Source organism: Aeromicrobium jepli (assembly GCF_047246605.1).
In the GTDB taxonomy this organism is placed as follows: domain Bacteria; phylum Actinomycetota; class Actinomycetes; order Propionibacteriales; family Nocardioidaceae; genus Aeromicrobium.
On sequence record NZ_JBFOKO010000001.1, the window covers coordinates 344,663 to 366,735 of the forward strand.

The 22,073-nt window shown below is 72.5% G+C and carries 22 protein-coding genes; 18 read left to right on the plus strand and 4 right to left on the minus strand.

Annotated elements, in window-relative coordinates; all coding sequences use genetic code 11:
* Nucleotides 1-35 precede the first annotated feature (35 nt).
* Nucleotides 36-2,351 (minus strand): MMPL family transporter, encoded by a 2,316-nt coding sequence (locus AB3M81_RS01615; RefSeq protein ID WP_412902163.1) that lies wholly within the window; start codon nt 2,349-2,351, stop codon nt 36-38.
* An 82-nt stretch (nt 2,352-2,433) separates the two neighbouring features.
* Here AB3M81_RS01615 and AB3M81_RS01620 point away from each other — a divergent pair, with 82 nt between their 5' ends.
* The gene (locus AB3M81_RS01620; RefSeq protein ID WP_412902164.1) at nt 2,434-3,051 is read left to right on the plus strand and encodes a TetR/AcrR family transcriptional regulator; all 618 of its coding nucleotides are present in this window, start codon (nt 2,434-2,436) and stop codon (nt 3,049-3,051) included.
* Here AB3M81_RS01620 and AB3M81_RS01625 read toward each other — a convergent pair.
* Nucleotides 3,048-3,929 carry an HAD family hydrolase gene (locus AB3M81_RS01625; RefSeq protein ID WP_412902165.1) on the minus strand — a complete coding sequence of 294 codons (882 nt, stop codon included), beginning with the start codon at nt 3,927-3,929 and terminating at the stop codon, nt 3,048-3,050. The two genes, AB3M81_RS01620 and AB3M81_RS01625, sit on opposite strands and share 4 nt — an antisense overlap.
* A gap of 52 nt (nt 3,930-3,981) precedes the next feature.
* Here AB3M81_RS01625 and AB3M81_RS01630 point away from each other — a divergent pair, with 52 nt between their 5' ends.
* From AB3M81_RS01630 to AB3M81_RS01700, 15 genes are all read left to right on the plus strand, one after another.
* Nucleotides 3,982-5,532, plus strand: coding sequence for a class I adenylate-forming enzyme family protein (locus AB3M81_RS01630; RefSeq protein WP_412902166.1), 1,551 nt, complete (start codon nt 3,982-3,984; stop codon nt 5,530-5,532).
* Nucleotides 5,529-5,786 (plus strand): glutaredoxin family protein, encoded by a 258-nt coding sequence (locus AB3M81_RS01635; RefSeq protein WP_412902167.1) that lies wholly within the window; start codon nt 5,529-5,531, stop codon nt 5,784-5,786. The genes AB3M81_RS01630 and AB3M81_RS01635 overlap by 4 nt, the downstream gene beginning before the upstream one ends.
* A 90-nt stretch (nt 5,787-5,876) precedes the next feature.
* Nucleotides 5,877-6,557 (plus strand): redox-sensing transcriptional repressor Rex, encoded by a 681-nt coding sequence (locus AB3M81_RS01640; RefSeq protein ID WP_412902168.1) that lies wholly within the window; start codon nt 5,877-5,879, stop codon nt 6,555-6,557.
* 52 nt (nt 6,558-6,609) lie between these two features.
* Entirely contained in the window at nt 6,610-7,905 is a 1,296-nt protein-coding gene (locus tag AB3M81_RS01645; protein ID WP_412902169.1) for a glutamyl-tRNA reductase, read from the plus strand.
* Nucleotides 7,902-8,825 carry a hydroxymethylbilane synthase gene (hemC, locus tag AB3M81_RS01650; protein ID WP_412902170.1) on the plus strand — a complete coding sequence of 308 codons (924 nt, stop codon included), beginning with the start codon at nt 7,902-7,904 and terminating at the stop codon, nt 8,823-8,825. The genes AB3M81_RS01645 and hemC overlap by 4 nt, the downstream gene beginning before the upstream one ends.
* A 65-nt stretch (nt 8,826-8,890) precedes the next feature.
* Nucleotides 8,891-10,498 carry a bifunctional uroporphyrinogen-III C-methyltransferase/uroporphyrinogen-III synthase gene (locus AB3M81_RS01655; RefSeq protein WP_412902554.1) on the plus strand — a complete coding sequence of 536 codons (1,608 nt, stop codon included), beginning with the start codon at nt 8,891-8,893 and terminating at the stop codon, nt 10,496-10,498.
* A 119-nt stretch (nt 10,499-10,617) separates the two neighbouring features.
* Entirely contained in the window at nt 10,618-11,586 is a 969-nt protein-coding gene (hemB, locus tag AB3M81_RS01660; RefSeq protein ID WP_412902171.1) for a porphobilinogen synthase, read from the plus strand.
* An 86-nt stretch (nt 11,587-11,672) separates the two neighbouring features.
* Complete coding sequence (gene hemL / locus AB3M81_RS01665; protein ID WP_412902172.1) at nt 11,673-12,992, plus strand: glutamate-1-semialdehyde 2,1-aminomutase; 1,320 nt, start codon at nt 11,673-11,675, stop codon at nt 12,990-12,992.
* A gap of 17 nt (nt 12,993-13,009) precedes the next feature.
* Nucleotides 13,010-13,660, plus strand: a complete 651-nt coding sequence (locus AB3M81_RS01670; protein ID WP_412902173.1) for a histidine phosphatase family protein — start codon at nt 13,010-13,012, stop codon at nt 13,658-13,660.
* Nucleotides 13,657-14,232, plus strand: coding sequence for a TlpA family protein disulfide reductase (locus AB3M81_RS01675; RefSeq protein ID WP_412902174.1), 576 nt, complete (start codon nt 13,657-13,659; stop codon nt 14,230-14,232). The genes AB3M81_RS01670 and AB3M81_RS01675 overlap by 4 nt, the downstream gene beginning before the upstream one ends.
* Nucleotides 14,229-14,990 carry a cytochrome c biogenesis CcdA family protein gene (locus AB3M81_RS01680; RefSeq protein WP_412902175.1) on the plus strand — a complete coding sequence of 254 codons (762 nt, stop codon included), beginning with the start codon at nt 14,229-14,231 and terminating at the stop codon, nt 14,988-14,990. The genes AB3M81_RS01675 and AB3M81_RS01680 overlap by 4 nt, the downstream gene beginning before the upstream one ends.
* Nucleotides 14,987-16,564, plus strand: a complete 1,578-nt coding sequence (gene resB, locus AB3M81_RS01685) for a cytochrome c biogenesis protein ResB (RefSeq protein ID WP_412902176.1) — start codon at nt 14,987-14,989, stop codon at nt 16,562-16,564. The genes AB3M81_RS01680 and resB overlap by 4 nt, the downstream gene beginning before the upstream one ends.
* Complete coding sequence (gene ccsB, locus AB3M81_RS01690) at nt 16,561-17,478, plus strand: c-type cytochrome biogenesis protein CcsB (protein ID WP_412902177.1); 918 nt, start codon at nt 16,561-16,563, stop codon at nt 17,476-17,478. Before resB ends, ccsB begins: the two co-directional genes overlap by 4 nt.
* A gap of 22 nt (nt 17,479-17,500) precedes the next feature.
* Nucleotides 17,501-18,403 carry an ABC transporter ATP-binding protein gene (locus AB3M81_RS01695; protein ID WP_412902178.1) on the plus strand — a complete coding sequence of 301 codons (903 nt, stop codon included), beginning with the start codon at nt 17,501-17,503 and terminating at the stop codon, nt 18,401-18,403.
* 5 nt (nt 18,404-18,408) lie between these two features.
* Entirely contained in the window at nt 18,409-19,458 is a 1,050-nt protein-coding gene (locus AB3M81_RS01700) for an ABC transporter permease (RefSeq protein ID WP_412902555.1), read from the plus strand.
* 4 nt (nt 19,459-19,462) lie between these two features.
* Here AB3M81_RS01700 and AB3M81_RS01705 read toward each other — a convergent pair whose 3' ends face one another.
* A complete protein-coding gene (locus AB3M81_RS01705; protein ID WP_412902179.1) occupies nt 19,463-19,723 on the minus strand; it encodes a PLD nuclease N-terminal domain-containing protein in 261 nt (86 codons plus the stop codon).
* A 96-nt stretch (nt 19,724-19,819) separates the two neighbouring features.
* Between AB3M81_RS01705 and AB3M81_RS01710 the strand changes: the two genes are divergently transcribed.
* Together AB3M81_RS01710 and cds1 are read left to right on the plus strand one after the other, a co-directional pair.
* Nucleotides 19,820-20,089 (plus strand): DUF4229 domain-containing protein, encoded by a 270-nt coding sequence (locus tag AB3M81_RS01710; protein ID WP_412902180.1) that lies wholly within the window; start codon nt 19,820-19,822, stop codon nt 20,087-20,089.
* The gene (gene cds1 / locus AB3M81_RS01715) at nt 20,070-21,155 is read left to right on the plus strand and encodes an L-cysteine desulfhydrase Cds1 (protein ID WP_412902181.1); all 1,086 of its coding nucleotides are present in this window, start codon (nt 20,070-20,072) and stop codon (nt 21,153-21,155) included. The genes AB3M81_RS01710 and cds1 overlap by 20 nt, the downstream gene beginning before the upstream one ends.
* On the opposite strand, the gene AB3M81_RS01720 is transcribed toward cds1, so the two are convergent.
* Nucleotides 21,139-22,026 (minus strand): 1,4-dihydroxy-2-naphthoate polyprenyltransferase, encoded by an 888-nt coding sequence (locus AB3M81_RS01720; RefSeq protein WP_412902182.1) that lies wholly within the window; start codon nt 22,024-22,026, stop codon nt 21,139-21,141. The genes cds1 and AB3M81_RS01720 overlap by 17 nt on opposite strands.
* Between the last annotated feature and the right edge of the window lie 47 nt (nt 22,027-22,073).

Consider the following 22,073-nt stretch of genomic DNA (forward strand, 5'->3'; position numbering starts at 1 on the left):
TCCACGGGGGAGCGGGCCGCGTCGTCCGGGATGGCTCAGTCCTTCGCCCCGAGGCGCTTGAGCAGCTGGTCGCCCTCGATGTCGAGGTCGGGCAGGAGGCGATCGAGCCACGCCGGCAGGCGCCACGCGCGGTCGCCGAACATCGCCATCAGGGCCGGCACGAGGGTCATGCGGACCAGGAACGCGTCGATCGCGATCGCGATGGCCAGCGCGAACCCGATCTGCTTGATCATCGGGTCGCCGTTGAAGATGAAGCCCGCGAAGACCGCGGTCATGATGACGGCAGCCGCGACGACCACCCGGCTGGAGTGCGTGAAGCCGTCGATCACCGACTCGCGGCCGCTGTGACCGTGCACCCACGACTCGCGCATCGACGACACCAGGAACACCTGGTAGTCCATCGCGAGGCCGTAGGCGATGCCGGTGACCAGGATCGGCAGCAGGGCCATGACCGGGCCGGTGGAGTCCAGGCCGAACAGGCCGTTCAGCCAGCCCCACTGGAACACGGCGGTGGTGGCGCCGAGCGTGGCCAGGATCGTCAGCAGGAAGCCCGCCGTGGCCTTGAGCGGCACGACGATCGAGCGGAACACGACCGTCAGGACGATGAGCGACAGGACCACGACGATGCCCAGGTAGATCGGCATGACGTCGCTCATCTTCTGGGCGATGTCGATGCCCATGGCAGTCTGGCCGGTCACGCCCAGGTCCACCGAGTGCTGCTCGGCGAACTCGTCCGACAGGTCGCGCAGGTCGTGCACGAGCGTCTCGGTGGACGGGTCGGTCGGGCCGTCCTGCGGGATGACCGAGACCAGCACGGTGCGGCCGTCCTCGCTCATGCCCGAGGCCGTCGCGGAGGCGACGTGGTCGACCTCGCCGAGCTGGGCGACGATCGCGCCCGCGGCCCGCTGGTCGACCGGCTGGTCCGAGCTCGAGGACAGCACCACGAGCAGCGGGCCGTTGAGGCCCTCGCCGAAGGCGTTGCTCACGGTCTCGTAGCTCTCGCGCTGGTCCGTGCCGGAGTTGTAGTTCTCGCTGGACGGCAGGCCGAGTCGCATGTCGAGGGCGGGGATCGCCAGGACGAGCGTCGCGACGACCACGACGCCGGCGGCGACGAAGCGGTTCTTGGCCAGGAAGGTGGCCCACGACCGTGCGGTCCGGTGGTCGACGCCACGGGACTCGCGCTCCTGGAACCTGGCGCGGGCCTTGTCCGAGACGATGCGCTCGCCGACGAGGCCGAGCAGCGCGGGCAGCGCCGTGAGGGCCACGGCCACCGCCACGGCGACGGTCGCGGCGGCGATGATCGCCATCGTCGTGAGCAGGCTGATGCCGATGACGGTCAGCGCGGCGAGCGCGATCACGACGGTCGTGCCGGCGAAGAACACGGCGCTGCCGGCGGTGCCCACGGCGCGGCCGGTGGCCTCGTGGGCGCTGAGCCGCTCGCGCATGATGAGGCGGCGCTGGCGGTTGACGATGAACAGCGCGTAGTCGATGCCGACGGCCAGGCCGAGCATGAGGCCCAGCACGACGCTCATGGAGCCGAGGTCGTAGAAGTGGCCCAGTGCGTAGGCGCCACCGACGCCGACACCGACGCCGAGCAGCGCGGTCACGAGCGGCAGGCCGGCGGCGACGACGGAGCCGAGGACGAGGAACAGGACGATCGCGGCGACCACGAGTCCGATGACCTCGCCGGCGCCGGCGACCTCGGGCAGCTCCTGCAGGGACGCACCCGGCAGCACCTCGATGTCGGCGCCCTGCAGCGGCTCCTCCGCCGCATCGAGGACCTCCTCGATCGCGCCCGCGGGCAGGTCGATCGTCTGCTTCGTGAACTGGAACTGCGCCATGGCGACCGAGCCGTCGGGCGAGATCACCACACCGGGGACGAGCTGGCCCTGCACGACGAGCGGGACGGGCTGGTCGAGCTCGCGGCCGGCCCGGACGGCGGCCTTCGCCTGCTCGGCGGCTTTGACCTGCGCCGCGGCCTGCTGCTGCGCGGCGGCCCGGTCCTGCTGGGAGCCGGCGAGCTCGGCGGGGTTGACCACCTCGCGGTCCTCGTAGATCGCCTGCATCGACTGCGCGAGCGGCCCGGCCAGGCGGTCGTCGAAGAACGAGGCGCCCTCGGGGGCGCGGTAGACGATCTGTCCCGCGCCGCCGGCGGCGGCGGGCAGCTCGTCCTCGAGCTGCTCCAGCACGTTCTGCGCCGGGACGCCGTTGATGGTCACCTCACTGCTGAGCTTCGGGGCGTTCGCGACGATCGAGCCGATGATGACGACGAGCAGCACGAGCCACACGCCCAGGAAGCGGAACGGGTGGGCGAAGGCCGACTTGCCCCAGCGGTAGAGAAGAGTGGACACAGGCGTTCCTCACGAAGTGATAGGTGACTCTCACATCGTAGGATGGGCCGTGAAACGAGACCAGACGAGGAGAGGGGGATGTGTGTCACGTCGTCGGGAGTCCCGCGAGAACGCCGAGCGCATCCTCGCCGCGGTGCGCGAGCTCTGGAGCGACCACCCGGCACCCTCCATGGAGGAGATCGCCGCGCGCGCGGGCGTCGGCGTGGCCACGGTCTACCGCCACTTCCCGAACCGGGCGGCGCTCGAGAGCGCGGCGTTCCGGCTGATCTTCGCCGAGGAGCTGCTGCCGCTCGTCGAGCGCGCCCGCGCCGAGGACGCGGAACTGCTCGAGGTCGCGGCCCGCTTCGTCGAGGTCATCAGCCGGTACACGCCCGTGCTCGGCGAGGTCGGCCTCAGCCACGTGACGGACGAGGCGCTCGACGACCTCGCCGAGCCGTTCGTCGAGCTGCTGCGCCGCGGCCAGGAGGACGGCGTCCTGCGCGCCGACCTCGAGCCGGTCGACATCTACTGGCTGCTGCGGACGATCGTGCTGGGACTCAACTCGCCGATCTCGTCGCCGACCGTGCGCCGTCGCTACGTCGCGATGCTGCTGCCGGCGCTGGCGCCCGGCGAGCACGATCCCTTGCCCGCCCTGACGGACGAGGACTACGACCACCTCGGCGTCCTTCCCGAGCGACGGCGCCCGCCCCGGCAGGACTAGCGTCGGCGCCGGAGGCGGTGGCCGAGCCACCACGCGGTGCCCGCCGCGGCGCCGACGGCAGCCGTGCGGGCGCCGGCCCAGGCGACCTTGCGGCCCGTGCGGTAGTCGCGGATCAGCCAGCCGTGGGCCTTCGCGTGCGAGCGCAGGGCGCCATCGGGGTTGATCGCGCACGGATGGCCGACGAGCGACAGCATCGGGATGTCGTTCGAGGAGTCCGAGTAGGCGTGGCAGCGCTCGAGGTCGAGCCCCTCGGACTCCGCGAGGGCCCTCACCGCCAAGGCCTTCGCCTCGCCGTGCAGCATGTCGCCGACGAGGCGACCCGTGTAGACGCCGTCGACGTGCTCGGCCACCGTGCCGAGCGCGCCGGTCAGCCCCAGGCGCCGCGCGATGACCCGCGCGATCTCGACGGGCGCGGCCGTCATGAGCCACACGCGCTGCCCGCGGTCGAGATGCCACTGGGCGATGGCGCGGGTGCCGGGCCAGATCCGTTCGGCCATGTACTCGTCGAAGACCTCCTCGCCGATCTCCTCGAGCTCGCTGACCTCGTGACCGGCGATGAACTGCAGCGCGGCCGCGCGCGCCTGCTCGATGTGGTCGGGGTCCTCGACGCCGACGTACTTGAACCACGCCTGCTGCCAGGCCGCCCGCGCGATGTCGCGCGTGGAGAAGAACTTGCGCCGGTGCAGGCCGCGCGCCAGCAGGAAGATCGACGCGCCCTGCATGATCGTGTTGTCGACGTCGAAGAAGGCCGCCGCCGTCGGGTCCGGTGGCACCGTCAGCGCCTGCTCCACCTCGGCGGCCGCGGCCGCCGCCTGGCCCGCGAGGATCGAGCGCGCCTGGAGGTTGTGCGGCCGGTCGGCGTGCGGATGCGGCGACATGGCCTCACTGTATCGGCGGAACGCGTCCCGGCCGTGTGGTTGACTCGGCCCCATGGCCGTCAACGTCAGTGACGATCTGCGCACGATCGCGCTCCGCGACCCCGAGGGTGTCGCGCTCGTCGAGCCGCGCACCGAACGGCAGGTCACGTGGGCCGAGTTCGACCAGTGGGCGGACCGCGTCGCCCAGACCCTGCTGAGTCGCGGGGTCCTCGCCGGCCAGCGCGTCGCCCTCGTGATGGCGAACGGCATCGACCTGGCCGTCGCCTACTACGGCGTCCTGCGCGGCGGCATGGTGGCCGTGCCCATCAACCCGCGGGCGACCCCGCGCGAGATCTCGCGCATGGTCGAGGCCTGCGGCCCCAAGATCGTCGTCGGCGACGCGCAGTCCATCACGCAGGTCCGCGCCGCCTACACGGGCGAGTCGCTCATCGTGGTGCACCGCGCCGCGCCCGAGGAGGGCGAGCTGCGGTTCGGCGCCCTGCTCGAGCACGCCGTCGAGGGCGCTCCGGTCGCGCCGCGGGACCCCGAGTCGCCGGCCGTGGTCCTGTTCACCTCCGGTGCCACGGGCCTGCCCCGCGGCGTCGTGCTGACGCACCGCGCGCTCATCGCCGACCTCGACCAGCTGCAGCAGGTCGACGCGCCGCCGGTCATCACGCCCGACGACGTCGTGCTGGGCCTGCTGCCGATGTTCCACGTCTACGGGCTCAACTGCGTCCTGTCGCTCTCGGTGCGCGTCGGCGCCACGGTCGTCCTGGTCGAGGAGTTCGACCCGGCGGCCCTGCTGACCGAGATCGCCACGCGCGGCATCACGAACCTGCCCGTCGCGCCGCCGGTCATCGCGGCCTGGGCGGGCCTGGACGGGCTGCGCGAGTCGCTCTCCGGGGTGCGCCTGATCGTGTCGGGCGCCTCGGCCCTGGATCCTGAGCTCGCGCAGCGCTTCCACGAGCGGTCGGGCCGCCCGGTCGAGCAGGGCTACGGCCTGACCGAGACCGCCCCCGTGCTCACCACCACGATCGGCGACGGCCGCGCGCCCGGCGAGCTGCCGCCGCCCGGCTCGGTGGGGCGCCCGCTGCCCGGCGTCGAGATCGAGCTGCGCGACCTGCTCGGCCAGCCGGCCGCGCCCGGCGACCCCGCGCAGATCTGGGTGCGCGGCGCCAACCTGTTCTCGGGCTACTGGCCCGACGGCGCCGACGGCCCCGACGACGAGGGCTGGTGGGCCACCGGCGACATCGGCCTGTGGGACGAGCATGGCAACCTGACCCTCGTCGACCGGCTGCGCGAGACCGTCATCGTCTCGGGCTTCAACGTCTACCCGTCCGAGGTCGAGGAGGCCGTGGCGGACGCGCCCGGCGTCGCCTCGGTCGCGGTGATCGGCGTCCCCGACGACCACACGGGCGAGGCCGTCGTGGCCTTCGTCGTGCCCGAGGACCCCGAGGCGGAGCCGTCCGGCCTCGAGGAGGGCGTGCGCGCCCTCGCCACCGAGCGGCTCGCCCGGTTCAAGGTGCCGTCGCGCATCCTCGTGGTCGCGGCACTGCCGCACTCGCCCACGGGCAAGGTCGCCAAGGGCCGCCTGCGCGCCTTGGCGAAGGCGGAGCTGTCGTGACCGCCCACGCGAACGACGCCCGCGTCGTCGTCTACTCGCGTGACGGCTGTCACCTGTGCGAGGCGGCCGAGCAGCTCGTCGCGCAGGTCGTGGCCGAGACCGGCGACGACTGGGTACGCGTCGACATCGACGCGGAGCCCGAGCTGAAGCAGGCGTTCACGGACCAGGTGCCGGTCACGTTCGTCGACGGCCGCCAGCACGACTTCTGGCGCGTGGACCCCGCCCGGCTGCGCGCGGCGCTCACGCGGGGCTGAGCGCTCGATTTTGTGAACGGGTTCCCAAACTCCTAGACTGGCGGGGCGCCACGGCGAAAAATTCCCGTCATTCCGCGGCGCAGGAGCACCGTGACCATTCTTCGCAACCCGGCTGGGATCCCCGACGCCACCGTGGCTCGGCTCCCGCTCTACCTGCGTGCTCTGGACGAGCTCGCGGAGCAGGGCACCGGGGTCTGCTCGTCGGAGCACCTGGCCGCCGCGGCCGGCGTCAACTCCGCGATCGTCCGCAAGGACCTGTCGCACCTGGGCTCCTACGGCACGCGTGGCGTCGGGTACGACGTGCGCTTCCTCGCGGGGCACATCGCCGCCGTCGTCGGCCAGACGCAGCCGTGGCACGTCGTCATCGTCGGCGCCGGCCACCTGGGCTCCGCGCTGGCCGCGTACCAGGGCTTCGGCGCCCGCGGCGTCACCGTCGCCGCCCTCGTCGACGCCGACCCCGCGCTGATCGGCACCGTCGTCGGCGGCTACGAGGTCCAGTCGATCGACCGCCTCGCCGAGGTCGTCGCCGACGGCCAGGTCTCGCTGGGCATCATCGCCACCCCGCCCGCCGCCGCGCAGAGCGTCGCCGACGCCCTCGTCGCGGCCGGCATCGCCAGCATCCTCAACTTCGCGCCGACCGCGCTCAAGGTCCCCGCCGAGGTCGACCTGCGCCAGGTCGACGTCGCCGCCGAGCTGCAGATCCTCGGCTACCACGCCCACCGGCGCCAGGCCGGCACCACCACCGAGGACGAGGCGGTGGTCGGCTCATGAGCGGTATCACCGCCTGCACCTGCCGCCCTCGTCACAGGACGGAGGTGCTGTCGTGAGCGTTCTCGTCGTCGGGCTGTCCCACAAGTCCGCTCCCGTCGACCTGCTGGAGCAGGTCTCCCTCGACACCGATGCGGCGGTCAAGCTGTCGCACCAGGCCCTCGACGTGGAGGCCATCAGCGAGTCGGCCGTCATCTCGACGTGCAACCGCGTCGAGGTCTACGTCGAGTCCGACCGGTTCCACGGAGCCGTCGAGGACGTCGCCCAGCTGCTGGCCGACCGCTCCGGCGTGCGCCGCGAGGTGCTGCTGCCGCACGTCTACGTGCACTACGACGAGGCCGCCGTCGCCCACCTGTTCCGCGTCGCCGCCGGCCTGGACTCGATGATCCTGGGCGAGAGCCAGATCCTCGGCCAGGTGCGTGACGCGCTGCACCGCGGCCAGGCCGAGTCCACGGTCGGCACGAGCCTCAACGCCCTGTTCCAGCAGGCGCTGCGCATCGGCAAGCGCGGCCACGCCGAGACCGACATCGACCAGCTCGCGCCCTCGATCGTCACCGCCGCCCTCGACGCGGCGGGCGACGTGATCGTCGAGCCCGCGACGCGCTTCCTCGTCGCCGGCGCCGGCACGATGAGCCTGCTCGCAGTCCGCACCCTCATCGAGCGCGGCGTCGACCCGGGCCGCATCTGGGTCGCGAACCGCACGTTCCAGCGCGCGTTCGAGCTGGTCGCCGGGTTCGGCGTCAGCGCCGTGCGCTGGGAGTCGCTCGACGTCGAGCTGGCCGCCGCCGACGTGCTCATCACGTGCACGGGCGCCGCGGGGGTCGTCTTCGACACCGAGCGCGTCGTCCGCGCCACCGCCGACGGCCGGCCGCTGACCGTCATCGACATGGCCCTGCCGCGCGACGTGGCGCACGACGTGCGGAACCTGCCGAACGTCACCGTCGTCGACATCGAGGTGCTCGCGTCCCAGGCGGCCGAGGACTCGGTCGCCGAGGACGTCGAGATGGTCCGCCACATCGTCGAGTCCGAGGTCGGCACGTTCCTGGCCGCGCGGCAGCAGGCCAAGGTCACGCCCACGGTCGTGGCGCTGCGCAGCATGGCCACCGAGGTCGTCAGCGCCGAGACCGCGCGGCTGGAGTCGCGGCTGTCCGGCCTCGACGAGGCCCAGCTCGACGAGGTCCGGCGCGCGCTGCGCCGCGTCGCCGAGAAGCTCATCCACCAGCCGACCGTGCGCGTCAAGGAGCTCATCGAGGGCCCCGAGAACCTCACGTACGCCGACGCGCTGGCCCACCTGTTCCAGCTCGACCCCGCCGCCGTCGCGGCCGTGACCCGCCCCGGAGGTGACGCATGATCCGCATCGGGACCCGCGCGAGCGCGCTGGCCACGACGCAGTCCACGTGGGTCGGCGAGCAGCTGCGCCAGGCGCACGGCATCGACTTCGAGCTCGTCGAGATCAGCACGTACGGCGACCGCTCCGCCGCCCCGCTCGCCCAGATCGGCGGCACGGGCGTGTTCGTCGCGGCCGTCCGTGAGGCGCTGCTCGCGGGCCAGGTGGACATCGCCGTCCACTCGCTCAAGGACCTGCCCACCACCCCGGCCGACGGGCTGAGCCTCGCCGCGGTCCCGCCGCGTGAGGACCCCCGTGACGTGCTCATCGCGCGCGACGGCCTCACGCTCGGCGAGCTGCCGCGCGGCGCCCGCGTCGGCACCGGCAGCCCGCGTCGCGTGAGCCAGCTGAACGCGCTCGGCCTGGGCATCGAGATCGCCGACCTGCGCGGCAACGTCGACACCCGGATCGGCAAGGTCACCGGCGGCGAGCTCGACGCGATCGTGCTCGCGCGCGCCGGCCTGCTGCGCCTGGGCCGTGCCGACGAGGCCTCCGAGGTCCTCGATCCCCTCCAGATGCTTCCCGCTCCCGGCCAGGGAGCCCTCGCCTGCGAGTGCCGCGCCGACGACGACGCGACCGCTCGACTGCTCTCCGTGCTCGACGATCCCGACACCCGGGCCGCCGTCACGGCCGAGCGCACCCTCCTCGCCACCCTCGAGGCCGGGTGCAGCGCGCCCGTCGGAGCCCTCGCCGACGTCGTCTGGGGGGACGACGGAGACGAGCTGTGGCTGCGCGCTGTCGTCGGAGACCCCTCCGGCGCGCCCACCATCAGACGATCCGCCTCCGGAGCACCCGGTGACGCCGCCGCCCTCGGGCGCCGGCTCGCCGAGGAGCTGCTGGCCGACGGCGCCGATCGGATCATGGGATCGGTGACCGCACCGTGACGACCGATTCCCACGAGACCCTGCACCAGATGAAAGCAAGGAAGAGCGTGTCCACCACCTCAGCGATGCCCACCTCCACCACCCCCGTCGGCGCGGCACCGGCCTCGGCTCCCGGCCGGGTCAGCTTCGTCGGCGCCGGCCCCGGCGACGCCAGCCTGCTCACGGTCCGCGCCACCGAGCTGCTCGCGCAGGCCGATGTCGTGATCGTCGAGACGCCCGAGCAGCAGGCCCTCGTCACGAACGGCGCCGAGGTGGTCGACGGCGGCACGAACGCCGCCGGAGAGACCCTCACGCACGCCGCCCGCGGCAAGCTGGTCGTCAAGCACGCCAAGAACGGCGCGCACGTCGTCCGCCTCATGGTCGGCGACCCGTTCACGTACGCCACGGGCCCCGAGGAGGCCATGGCCTGCGCCAAGGCCGGCATCTCGTTCGAGGTCGTCCCCGGCGTCTCGTCGGTCTCGGCCGTCCCGGCCTACGCAGGCGTGCCGCTGACCGACAAGCAGCACCGCGAGTTCAAGGTCGTCAGCGTCGGCGACGCGACGATCGACTGGACCGAGGCCGCCCGTCACGAGACGCTCGTCCTGCTCTCGGCCGTCGCGCGCATCGGCGAGGTCGCCGACGGCCTGGTCGCGGCCGGCCGCTCGCCCGAGACGCCCGTCGCGATGACCCGCCTGGGCACCACCACGCGCCAGGAGACGGTCGTCTCCACGCTCGCGAGCATCGCGGCCGACGCCGCCGCCGCGCAGATGACGCCCCCGGCGATCGTCGTGGTCGGCGAGGTCGTCGAGCAGCGTGACGTCCTGTCGTGGTTCGAGACCAAGCCGCTCTACGGCTGGCGCGTCCTCGTGCCCCGCACGAAGGAGCAGTCCGAGTCGCTCGCGGCGCGCCTGCGCATGTACGGCGCGGTGTCCGAGGAGGTCCCGACCATCTCGGTCGAGCCGCCGCGCAACCCGCAGCAGATGGACAAGGCCGTCCGCGGCCTCGTCGAGGGCCGCTACGAGTGGGTCGCGTTCACCAGCGTCAACGCCGTCAAGGCCGTCCGCGAGAAGTTCGAGGAGTACGGCCTCGACGCGCGCGCCTTCAGCGGCCTCAAGATCGCCGCGGTCGGCGAGAAGACCGCCCAGGCGATCGAGACGTGGGGCATCCGCCCCGACCTGATCCCCTCGGGCGAGCAGTCCGGCGCGGGCCTGGTCGAGGACTGGCCGCCGTACGACGAGCTGCTCGACCCGATCAACCGGGTCTTCCTGCCGCGCGCCGACATCGCGACCGAGACTCTCGCGGCCGGCCTGGTCGAGCTCGGCTGGGAGGTCGACGACGTCACCGCCTACCGCACCGTCCGGGCGGCCCCGCCGCCGGCGCCGACCCGCGAGGCGATCAAGACGGGCAAGTTCGACGCGGTCCTGTTCACCTCGAGCTCGACGGTGCGCAACCTCGTCGGCATCGCAGGCAAGCCGCACGCGACCACCGTCATCGCCTGCATCGGCCCGGCCACGGCCAAGACGGCCGAGGAGCACGGCCTGCGGGTCGACGTCATGGCCGAGAAGCCGTCGGCCGAGGAGCTGGCCGACGCGCTGGCGCGCTTCGGCGAGCAGCGTCGCGCCACGTTCATCGAGGCCGGCGAGCCCGTCCTGCGCCCGTCGCAGAAGAAGCCGTCCTCGCGCCGCAAGGCCTGAGTCCGGTCTGTCGGATTCCCCGGTTAAGTGGGTTCTCTGTCACTGAGCGTGGTTCGCGAACCTCGTGAAGTGACAGTTTCCCCGCTTAACCGGGGAAACTTCGCCCCCAGGAGGCAAGCATGATCGAGCGTCCCCGCCGGCTGCGGTCGTCAGCGGCCATGCGCCGGCTCGTCCGCGAGACCCACCTCGAGCCGTCGCAGCTGGTGCTGCCGATGTTCGTGGCGGAGGGCATCGACGAGCCCAAGCCGATCGCGAGCATGCCCGGCGTCGTCCAGCACACCCGCGAGACCGCCCGGCGCGCGTACGCCGAGGCCGTCGAGCTCGGGCTCGGCGGCGTCATGCTGTTCGGCGTCCCGCAGCACAAGGACGCGACGGGCTCGGGCGCGCTCGACCCCGACGGCATCCTCAACGTCGCGATCCGCGACGCCCGCGCCGAGGTCGGTGACGACCTGCTCGTCATGAGCGACCTGTGCCTGGACGAGTTCACCGACCACGGCCACTGCGGCGTGCTCGACGAGCGCGGCGCGGTCGACAACGACGCGACGCTCGAGATCTACGCGCGGATGGGCGTGGCGCAGGCCGACGCCGGCGCCCACGTCGTCGCGCCCAGCGGCATGATGGACGGCCAGGTCGACGTCATCCGCGAGGCGCTCGACGAGGCGGGTCACGCCGACGTCGTCGTGCTCGCCTACGCTGCGAAGTACGCCTCGGCGTTCTACGGCCCGTTCCGCGAGGCCGTCGACTCGTCGCTGCAGGGCGACCGCCGCACGTACCAGCAGGACCCGGCCAACCGCCGCGAGTCGCTGCGCGAGGTCATGCTCGACGTCGAGCAGGGCGCCGACATCGTCATGGTCAAGCCGGCCATGTCCTACCTCGACGTCATCGCCGACGTGCGCGCCGCCGTCGACCTGCCACTCGCGGCCTACCAGGTCTCGGGCGAGTACGCGATGGTCGAGGCCGCCGCGGCGAACGGCTGGATCGACCGCGACCGCGCGATCGACGAGTCGCTCGTCAGCATCCGGCGCGCCGGTGCCGACATCGTCCTGACCTACTGGGCGGCCGAGGTCGCCCGCCGCCTGACCCGCTGAGTTGCACGTTCCGCCGGCCGGTGACGGCGTGTCACGGGCGGAACGTGAAACTCAGCGGGAGGCGAGCCCACACGAGAGGAGCACGCATGAGCACGAAGGCATCCGAGGAGCTGTTCGCGCGGGCGCAGCAGGTCTCGCCCGGCGGGGTGAACTCGCCCGTGCGCGCGTTCCGCGCCGTCGGCGGGACGCCGCGGTTCATGGCCTCGGGCGAGGGCGCCTGGCTGACCGACGCCGACGGGAACCGCTACGTCGACCTGGTCGGGTCGTGGGGCCCGATGCTGCTGGGCCACGCCCACCCCGAGGTCATCGAGGCCGTCACGGCCGCCGCCGCCCGCGGCACCAGCTTCGGCACGCCCGCCGAGCCCGAGGTGCTGCTGGCCGAGGAGATCGTCGGCCGCGCGCCGGTCGAGCGCGTGCGCATGGTCTCGTCGGGCACCGAGGCCACGATGTCGGCCATCCGCCTGGCCCGCGGCTTCACCGGCCGCGACCGCATCGTGAAGTTCAGCGGCTGCTATCACGGCCACGTCGACGCGCTGCTGGCCGAGGCCGGCTCGGGCGTCGTCACGCTGGGCATCCCGGGCACGCCCGGCGTCCCGGCCCACGTCACGGCCGACACGATCGTGCTGCCGTACAACGACCCGGCCGCCGTGGACGCCGCGTTCGCCGAGTTCGGCGACCAGATCGCATGCGTCATCACCGAGGCGGCAGCCGGCAACATGGGCCTGGTCCCGCCGGCGCCCGGCTTCAACGCGCACCTCGCCCGGACGTGCGCCGAGCACGGCGCCCTCTTCATCACCGACGAGGTCATGACGGGCTTCCGCGCCGCGCGCAGCGGCCACTGGGAGCTCGACGGCCGCGTCGAGGACTGGCGTCCCGACCTCGTGACGTTCGGCAAGGTCATGGGCGGCGGCTTCCCAGCCGCGGCCTTCGGTGGCCGCGCCGACGTGATGGACCTGCTCGCGCCGGTCGGCCCCGTCTACCAGGCGGGCACCCTCTCGGGCAATCCCGTCGCCTCCACCGCCGGCCTGACGACGCTGCGCCTGGCCACGCAGGACGTCTACGACCGCCTCATGGCGACCTCGGTGCAGGTCCAGGACCTGGTGACCGAGGCGCTGACGCACGCCGGCGTCCCGCACGTCCTGCAGTCGGCCGGCACGATGTTCAGCGTCTTCTGGGGCGTCACCGAGCCGGTCACCGACTTCGCCGGCGCGCAGGCCCAGGACACGGCCGCCTACACCGCGTTCTTCCACGCGATGCTCGAGGCGGGCGTCTACCTGCCGCCGAGCGCGTACGAGACGTGGTTCCTGTCGGCGGCGCACGACCCCGACCTCGACTCCGCCCCACTCTCTAGACTGGCCGAGGCCCTGCCCGGCGCGGCCCGGGCGGCTGCGGCAGCGGCCCGCTGAGACACGAAGGAACGCAGATGAGCACCCGCACGATCGTCCACCTGATGCGCCACGGCGAGGTCCACAACCCCACGGGGGTCCTGTACGGACGGCTCGCCGGCTACAACCTGTCGGAGCTGGGCAACGAGATGGCCGCCACGGTCGCCGAGTCGCTCAAGCACCACGACATCACGCACCTCGTGGCGTCGCCGCTCGAGCGCGCGCAGCAGACCGCGAAGCCGCTCTCGGACATCCTGAAGCTGCCGATCCACACCGACGAGCGCGTCATCGAGGCCGGCAACAAGTTCGAGGGCCGCACCGTGGGCGTCCGGCCCAAGGCGTTCCTCAACCCGCGCTTCTGGCCGTGGCTGTGGAATCCGTTCCGCCCCTCGTGGGGTGAGGCGTACGCGCACATCGCCGGCCGCATGCTGCCCGCGATCGACGACGCCCGCGAGGCCGCGCGCGGTCACGAGGCGGTCATCGTCTCGCACCAGCTGCCGGTGTGGATCGCGCGCAAGTCCTACGAGAAGGGGCGCTTCGCGCACGACCCGCGCAACCGCCAGTGCAACCTCGCCAGCCTGACGACGCTGACGTTCGAGGACGACCGCTTCACCGGCCTGGTCTACAGCGAGCCGGCCGGTCACCTGGTGCCGGACGTCCTGCGCGGCAAGTTCGTCGGCGGGGCATGAGGGCGGCCACGGCGGCGCGACTGACGGTCGTCGCGCTGCTGTCACTGCTGCTCTCGGCGTGCGCAGGCGCTGTCGAGGACACCGGCGACGACGGCTTCATCTCGGGCAACGGCGAGATCACGTTCATCGACCCGGGCAAGCGTGATCCCGCGCCCGAGCTGTCCGGCACGGACCTCGACGGCAACGAGATCACCACGAAGGACTTCGCGGGCAAGGTGCTGGTCGTGAATCTGTGGGGCTCGTGGTGCGCGCCGTGCCGCAAGGAGGCGCCCGCCCTGGCGAAGGCCTCGGCGGACCTGGCCGACCAGAACGTGCAGTTCCTGGGCCTGCTGACGAAGGACGACCCCGCCAGCGCCAAGGCGTTCAACGCCAAGTTCGACATCGACTACCCGAGCATCGACGACGCCGCCGGGCGCAACCAGGCCGCGTTCGCGGACTCGCTGCCCTCGATGGCGATCCCCACCACGTGGGTCATCGACGCCAACGGCGATGTCGCCGCGCGCGTCATGGGCGAGCTGACCGAGGCGACCCTGAGCGGCCTCGTGGAGCAGACCAAGAAGAGCACGCGGTGATCGATCGCGGCGTCACCGACTGGTTCCTCGACACGGCGACGTCGGGCAACCTCGTCCTCACGGTGCCCGTCGCGCTGCTCGCCGGCCTCGTCTCCTTCTTCAGCCCCTGTGTCGTGCCGCTGCTGCCGGGCTACCTGTCGTACATGTCGGGCGTCGCGGTGACCGAGCTGCAGACGGCCCGCCGTCGCCGCATCGTGGCCGGCGCGCTGCTGTTCGTGCTGGGCTTCAGCGCCGTCTTCGTGGCCGGGGGAGCGCTGTTCGGCGCGGTCGGCCAGGAGCTGCTGCCGTACCAGCGCGAGATTTCGATCGTCGCGGGCGTCCTGCTGATCGTCATGGGCCTGGCTTTCGTCGGCTGGGTGCCGGTGCTGCAGCGCGACGTCCGCGCCCACGGCGTGCGCAGCGTCGGCCTGCTCGCCTCGCCGCTGCTCGGCGTCGTGTTCGGCGTCGGCTGGACGCCGTGCATCGGCCCCACACTCACCGCCGTCCTGGCGCTCTCGGCCAACGAGGCGACCGCGGGACGTGGCGCGCTGCTGACGCTCGTGTACTGCATCGGGCTCGGCCTGCCGTTCGTCCTGGCCGCCCTGTTCGTGAGCCGCTTCCTGCGCCTGACCGGCTGGGTGCGCCGTCACCAGCGCGCCGTCGCCGCCGTCGGGGGCCTGCTGCTGGCCGCCACGGGCGTCCTCCTCGTCACCGGCTGGTGGCAGGACCTGATCATCTCGTTGCAGCACTGGATCGTCGGATTCGAGGTACCGCTGTGAGCCCCCGCCAGTCCACCGAGCGCGCCTCGGAGCTGAACGCCGTCGAGTTCCTGCGCTGGGCCTGGCGCCAGCTGACGTCGATGCGGACGGCGCTGCTGCTGTTGCTGCTGCTGGCCGTCGCGGCCGTCCCGGGCTCGTTCATCCCGCAGCGCGGCGTCGACGCGACCGCGGTGCAGGCGTACTACCGCGACCACCCGGACCTGGCGCCCGTCATGGAGAAGCTGGGCATGTTCAGCGTCTTCTCGTCAGTGTGGTTCAGTGCGATCTACCTGCTGCTGATGGTCTCGCTGGTGGGCTGCATCCTGCCTCGCACCAAGGTCTACGCGCAGGCGCTGCGGGCCCGGCCCCCGCGGGCGCCGCGCAACTTCTCGCGGCTGCCGGCCTCGGCGCAGTTCGAGACCGACGCCCCGGTCGCGGACGTCATGGCCGCGGGCCGCCGCGCGCTGGGCCGCGCCCGGATCGACGTCGTCGAGGACGGCGACGGCGCCGAGTTGCGGTCCGAGAAGGGCTACCTGCGCGAGCTGGGCAACCTCGTCTTCCACGTGTGCATCGTCATCGCGCTGATCGGCGTGGCCGTCGGAGCGCTGTGGGGCTACCGCGGCAACGTCGTCGTGATCGAGGGCGAGGGGTTCAGCAATACGCTCTCGCAGTACGACGAGTTCTCCTCGGGCTCGCTGTTCGACGCCGAGAGCGACCTGGCGCCGTGGTCGATCCAGCTCGACGACGTGCTGACCCGCTTCTACGTCGAGGGCTCCCAGCGCGGCGCTCCGAAGCTGTTCCGCGCCACCGGCACGTACCGCCAGGCCGGGGCCGACGGCGAGGACGACTTCGAGATCGAGGTCAACCATCCGCTGTCCGTCGGCGGCGAGGACGTGTTCCTCGTCGGCCAGGGCTACGCGCCGGTCATCCGCGTGACGGACGCGTCCGGCGACGTCGTCTTCGACAGCCCCGTGCCGTTCCTGCCGGCCGACTCGACCTACACCTCCACGGGCGTCGTCAAGGTGCCCGACGCCGACGGCGAGCAGTTGGGCTTCCAGGGCTTCTTCCTGCCCACCGCGTTCTCGCAGGACCCCGCCAAGCCGTCGGTCTCGGTGTTCCCGGGCGCGCTCAACCCGCGCATCGGCATGAACCTGTGGACCGGCGACCTCGGCGTCAACGACGGCGTCGCGCAGTCGGTCTACTCGCTCGACACCTCGAAGATGACGCAGGTCAAGGACGGCGACGGCAACTTCCGCGTCGACCTGGGGCCGGGGGAGAAGCAGGCGCTGCCCGGCGGCGGCACGATCGAGTTCGTCGAGCTGCGCCAGTTCGCGCGGTTCCAGATCGGCCACACCCCGGTGGTCTGGCTGCCGCTGCTCGGCGTGGGCATCGGCATCCTCGGCCTGACCCTCTCGCTCATGGTGCGCCCGCGGCGCACCTGGATCCGGGCCCGCCGGGACGGATCGCGTACCGTGGTGGAGGTCGCCGCTCTGGACCGCGTCCCGCGCGACGACCTGCCCGCCGACCTCGACGAGTTCCTCTCGCGGCTCCACGCGGGACTGGATGACAGCACGGAAAGCAGGGAGCGTCCATGAGCACGGACCAGCTGGCGCAGATCTCGAACTATCTCGTCGGTGGCGGCTTCGCGGTGCTGTGCGCCGCGTTCGTCTGCCACGTCGCCGAGCTCGTCACGGCCCGCCGTCAGGCGCCCGTGGAGGTGCCGGCCGGCGCCGTGGCCGTCGCCGAGCCCGCGCAGGACGAGGCGAGCGCGCCCGACCGCCTCGTCGGCGTGGGCGTCTCCCTCACCGCCCTGGGCACGCTGCTGCTGATCGGCGGCTCGGTGACCCGCGGCCTCGCGACCCAGCGCGCCCCGTACGGCAACATGTACGAGTTCGGGGTCACGGGCACCGCGATCGCGCTCACCGTCTACCTCGTGATGGTGTGGCGCTCGCGCATCCAGTGGATGGGCGCGCTCGTGCTCGGCGTGAGCCTGTTCGTGCTGGGCCTGTCGCTGTCGAGCTACACGCCCGCGGGCCCGCTCGTGCCGGCGCTCAACACGTTCTGGAAGTACATCCACGTCACCTCGATCATGGTCGCCGCGGCGATGTTCATGGTCGGCGCCGCCGCGGCCGCGCTGTACCTGGTCAAGGAGCGGGCCGAGCGCAACGGCACCGTCGGCCCCGTGCTCGCGAGATTCCCCGTCGCCGCCCGGATCGACCAGCTGGCCTTCCGCGTCAACGCGGTCGGCTTCCCGCTGTGGACCTTCGGCGCGCTGATCTCCGGCCCGATCTGGGCGCACTACGCGTGGGGCCGCTACTGGGGCTGGGACCCCAAGGAGGTGTGGGCGCTCATCACCTGGGTCGTCTACGCCGGCTACCTGCACGCGCGAGTCACGGCCGGGTGGAAGGGACGCCGCGCCTCGTACCTCGCGCTCGCCGGGTTCGTGACGTTCATCATCAGCTACTACGTCATCAACCTGTTCGTCTCGGGCCAGCACAGCTACGCCTGAGCGCTTCGATAGCGTCGCCCACATGGGTGCACGCATCGAGGTCGCCGGCCTCACGAAGCGCTACGGCGACCTCACCGCCGTCGACGACCTGACCTTCTCCGTCGAGCCGGGCGAGTTCTTCGGCCTGCTCGGCCCCAACGGCGCCGGCAAGACGACGGCCCTCGAGATGATCGAGGGCCTGCGCGAGCCGGACGCCGGGACGGTCTCGATCGACGGTCACGACCCGTGGCGGCGCGACCCCGCGCTGCAGCGGCGCATCGGCGTGCAGCTGCAGTCCTCGGCGTTCTTCGAGCGGCTGACGGCGCGCGAGCAGCTCGTGACGTTCGGCGCGCTGTACGGCGCGCCGGCCGAGCGCGTCGACCGCCTGCTCGCCGAGGTCGGGCTGGAGGACAAGGCGGACTCGCCCGTCGAGAAGCTCTCCGGCGGCCAGGCCCAGCGCCTGTCGATCGCGTGCGCGCTCGTGCACGAGCCCGAGATCGTCTTCCTCGACGAGCCGACCTCCGCGCTCGACCCCCAGGCCCGCCGCAACCTGTGGGACTTCCTGCGCGGGCTCAACGACTCGGGCCGCACCGTCGTGCTCACGACGCACTACATGGAGGAGGCCGAGGCGCTGTGCGACCGGGTCGCGATCATCGACCGCGGCCGGCTGCTCGAGCTGGACTCGCCGGCGGCCTTGGTGCGCGGCCTCGACGCGCCCACCCGGATCACGCTCGCGCCCGGCGCGATCGAGGAGTCGCGCGCCCGTGAGGTCGCCGGGGTCGATGCCGTGACGGTGCATCCCGACCGCCTCGAGCTGTCCACGCGGCGCCCCGCCGAGGTCCTGGCCGAGCTCGCCCGCCTCGACGCGCTCGACGGGCTGAGCGCCTCGGGCGCCACCCTCGAGGACGTCTTCCTGCAGCTGACCGGACGGGAGTACCGCTCGTGACCCCCATGACCTCGCTGTCGCGCGCCATGTTCCTGGGCTTCCTGCGCGACCGCATGACGCTGTTCTGGGCCGTGCTGTTCCCGCTCATGTTCCTCGTGCTGTTCGGCGGCATCCTCACCGACCAGGGCGCCTCGAAGATCGAGGTCGCGCAGGTCGGTGACGTGGCCGTGCTGGACGAGATGCCCGAGCAGCAGCGCGACGCGCTCGAGGAGAGCATCGAGATCGAGAAGGTCACGAACGAGGCCGCGGCCGTGCAGGACGTCCGCGACGGTGACCTGGCGGGCGTCGTGACGCAGGACGGCGACCGGCTCGTCCTGCACTACTCGCAGGCCGACCAGGTCAGCGCCGCGCGACTCACCACGACGTTCCGCGGCATCGTCGACGGCGCGAACCTAGCCGTCACCGGCACCCCGCCGACGTTCGAGCTCGACCCGCGCCAGGTGGAGGACGAGTCGCTCGAGACGATCCAGTACGTCACGCCCGGCCTGCTGGGCTGGGCCATCGCCATGAGCGCCACGTTCGGCGCCGCGGTCAACCTCGTGAACTGGCGCAAGAGCGGCCTGCTGCGGCGGCTGCGCCTCGCGCCCGTCACCACGCCGTCGGTCGTGCTCGCCCGCGTCGGCGTGAGCCTCACGGTCGCGCTGGGACAGACGGCGATCTTCATCGGCCTCGCCGTCGGCGCGTTCGGCCTGCGGCTGACCGGCGCGTGGCCCCTCGCGATCGTGCTCGTGCTCGCCGGGACGCTGTCGTTCCTGTCGATCGGCCTGCTGGCCGGCTCGGTCTGCCGGACCGAGGAGGGCGCGGTCGGGCTGGCGAACTTCATCGTGCTGCCGATGGCGTTCCTGTCGGGCTCGTTCTTCCCGATGGACGGCGCGCCGGGCTGGCTGCAGGCCATCAGCCGCCTGCTCCCGCTGCGTCATCTCAACGACGGGATGATGGACGTGATGGTCCGCGGGCAGGGGATCGAGGCGGTGTGGCAGCCGCTGCTCATCCTGCTGGCGTTCGCCGCGGTGTGCTCGGCGGTCTCGGCGCGGCTGTTCCGCTGGGACGCCTGAGCGCTCAGAGCCCGCGCAGGAAGTCCGGGTCGTCGTCCGGGCCGAGCGGCCGGCGCGGGCCGGGCCGCGGCGAGCCCCCCGCGCGGCCCTTCGCCACGCCGAACACCATCCACAGCAGCGCGCCGGCGTACGGGGCGAGCACGATCAGCACCGCCCAGCCCCACTTCGGCAGGTGCTGGACGCGGTCGCGCGGCGTCGCTCGCAGGTCGAACAGGCAGTAGGTCATCAAGATGATCGCCACCAGAACGAGGAACGCCTTGCCCATGGCCAGAGCGTACCCACCCGTGACCAGCGCCGAAGCGGATCGAGACGGCTCCACCGGCCGCACGGACGGCCAGGGCGGCGAACTAAAATGGCGGCCATGAAGGCCTTCTGGACGTACACGCTCGCTCGACTCGGCGTCTTCGCCGTCACGTGGGCGGTGCTGTTCGGCCTGTCCCGGCTGATCTTCGACCACCCCAGCACCGTGCTCGACGTGTGGGTGCTGCTGCTGGCGCTGATCGTCTCGGGCGCCATCTCGGTGTTCGTCCTGGCCGGGCTGCGCGACCGCGTCGCCGTGCGCCTGCAGGACCGCGCCCGCGCCCTCAACGAGCGGATCGAGGAGTCGCGGCGTGCCGAAGACGTCGATTGACGATCGCGACTGGCTCGCCGAGGCCGTCCGCAAGGTCGAGGCCGACGCGAACCGCAGCGCCGACACCCACCTGCACGCGCTCGAGCTGCCGTTCCCGGGCGTCGACGTCTACCTCAAGGACGAGTCGGTCCACCCGACCGGCAGCCTGAAGCACCGCCTCGCGCGGTCGCTGTTCCTGTACGCGCTGTGCAACGGCTGGATCCACCGCGGGTCCACGATCGTCGAGGCCTCGAGCGGCTCCACCGCCGTCTCCGAGGCGTACTTCGCGCGGCTGCTCGGGCTGCCGTTCGTCGCGGTCATGCCGCGCGGCACGAGCGCCGAGAAGATCGCCCTCATCGAGTGGTACGGCGGCCGCTGCCACTTCGTCGACCACGCGCGCGAGGTGTACGCCGAGGCGCAGCGGCTGGCCGACGAGTGCGACGGCCACTACATGGACCAGTTCACGTACGCCGAGCGGGCCACGGACTGGCGCGGCAACAACAACATCGCCGAGTCGATCTTCGCCCAGCTCGCGGCCGAGCCGCACCCGATCCCGGCGTGGATCGTCGTCAGCGCCGGCACGGGCGGCACGTCGGCCACGATCGGCCGCTTCGTCCGCTACCGCCGCTTCCCGACCCGGGTGCTGGTCGCCGATCCCGAGGGCTCGGCGTTCCTCGACGGCTGGGACCAGGACCGCTCGGACGTCGTCACCGACCACGCGCCGCGCATCGAGGGCATCGGCCGGCCGCGCGTCGAGCCCTCGTTCGTCGGCGGCGTCGTCGACGACATGGTGCGCGTCCCGGACGCTGCGTCGATCGCGGCGATGCGCTGGGTCTCGGACCTCATCGGACGTCCCGTGGGCGGCTCCACCGGCACCAACATGTGGGCCGTGCTCGGCGTGGCGGCGCAGATGGTCGAGCGCGGCGAGACGGGCTCGATCGTGACGCTGCTGTGCGACGGCGGCGACCGCTACGCGCACACGTACTTCGACGACCGGTGGGTCGCCGAGCACGGGCTCGACCCGGCGCCCTACGCCGAGCGGCTCGCCGAGCTCATCCGGACGGGCACGTTCACAGCGTCGCGATGACCAGGCCGGCGGTCAGCCCGAGCGCGTAGAGCAGCTCGGCGATGCCGGTGTCCTTCAGGACGGGGATCAGCGCGGGGCCGGTGCCGCCGCCGCGGACGACCGCGATCGCACGCAGCGCCGGCGGCAGGCCGGCGAGGCCGAGCAGCGCCCACGGCGTCTCGGTGACGCACCACGCGAGCACCAGCACGAACGCGACGACGTTGAGGCCGACGTAGAGCAGCCGCGTGCGGGCGTCGCCCAGGACGACCGCGAGCGTGCGCTTGCCGGTGACGGAGTCGGTGGGGATGTCGCGCAGGTTGTTGGCGACGAGGATCGCGCACGCCAGCGAGCCGATGCCGATCGCGCCGGCGACGCTCACGGCGTTGACCTCGCCGAGCTGCGTGAACGTGGTGCCGGGGACGGCCACGAGCCCGAAGAACACGAAGACGCTGACCTCGCCCAGCGCGCGGTAGCCGTAGGGCCGCGCGCCGCCCGTGTAGCCCCACGCGGCGAGGATCGCGACGGCGCCGACGAGCACGAGCCACCACGACGAGGTCGCCGCCAGCACGAGGCCGAACAGGGCGCCCAGGCCCAGGAACGCGAACGCCGCGGCCTTGACCCGCTGCGGCGCGACGAGGCCCGAGCCGACGAGGCGCAGCGGGCCCACGCGGTCGGCGTCGGTGCCCTTGATGCCGTCGGAGTAGTCGTTGGCGTAGTTGACGCCGACCTGCAGCGCGAGCGAGACCCCCAGTGCCAGCAGGGCCTTCCACCACACGGCGCCGTCGTCGAACGCGGCCGCCCCGGTGCCCACGGCGACGGGGGCGATGGCGGCGGGCAGCGTGCGCAGGCGCGCGCCCTCGATCCACAGGCGCAGGCCGGTCGGGTTGGTCACCCCGCGAGTCTAGGAGCGCCCGCGGGACCCGCCGCGCCCGGTCCGGC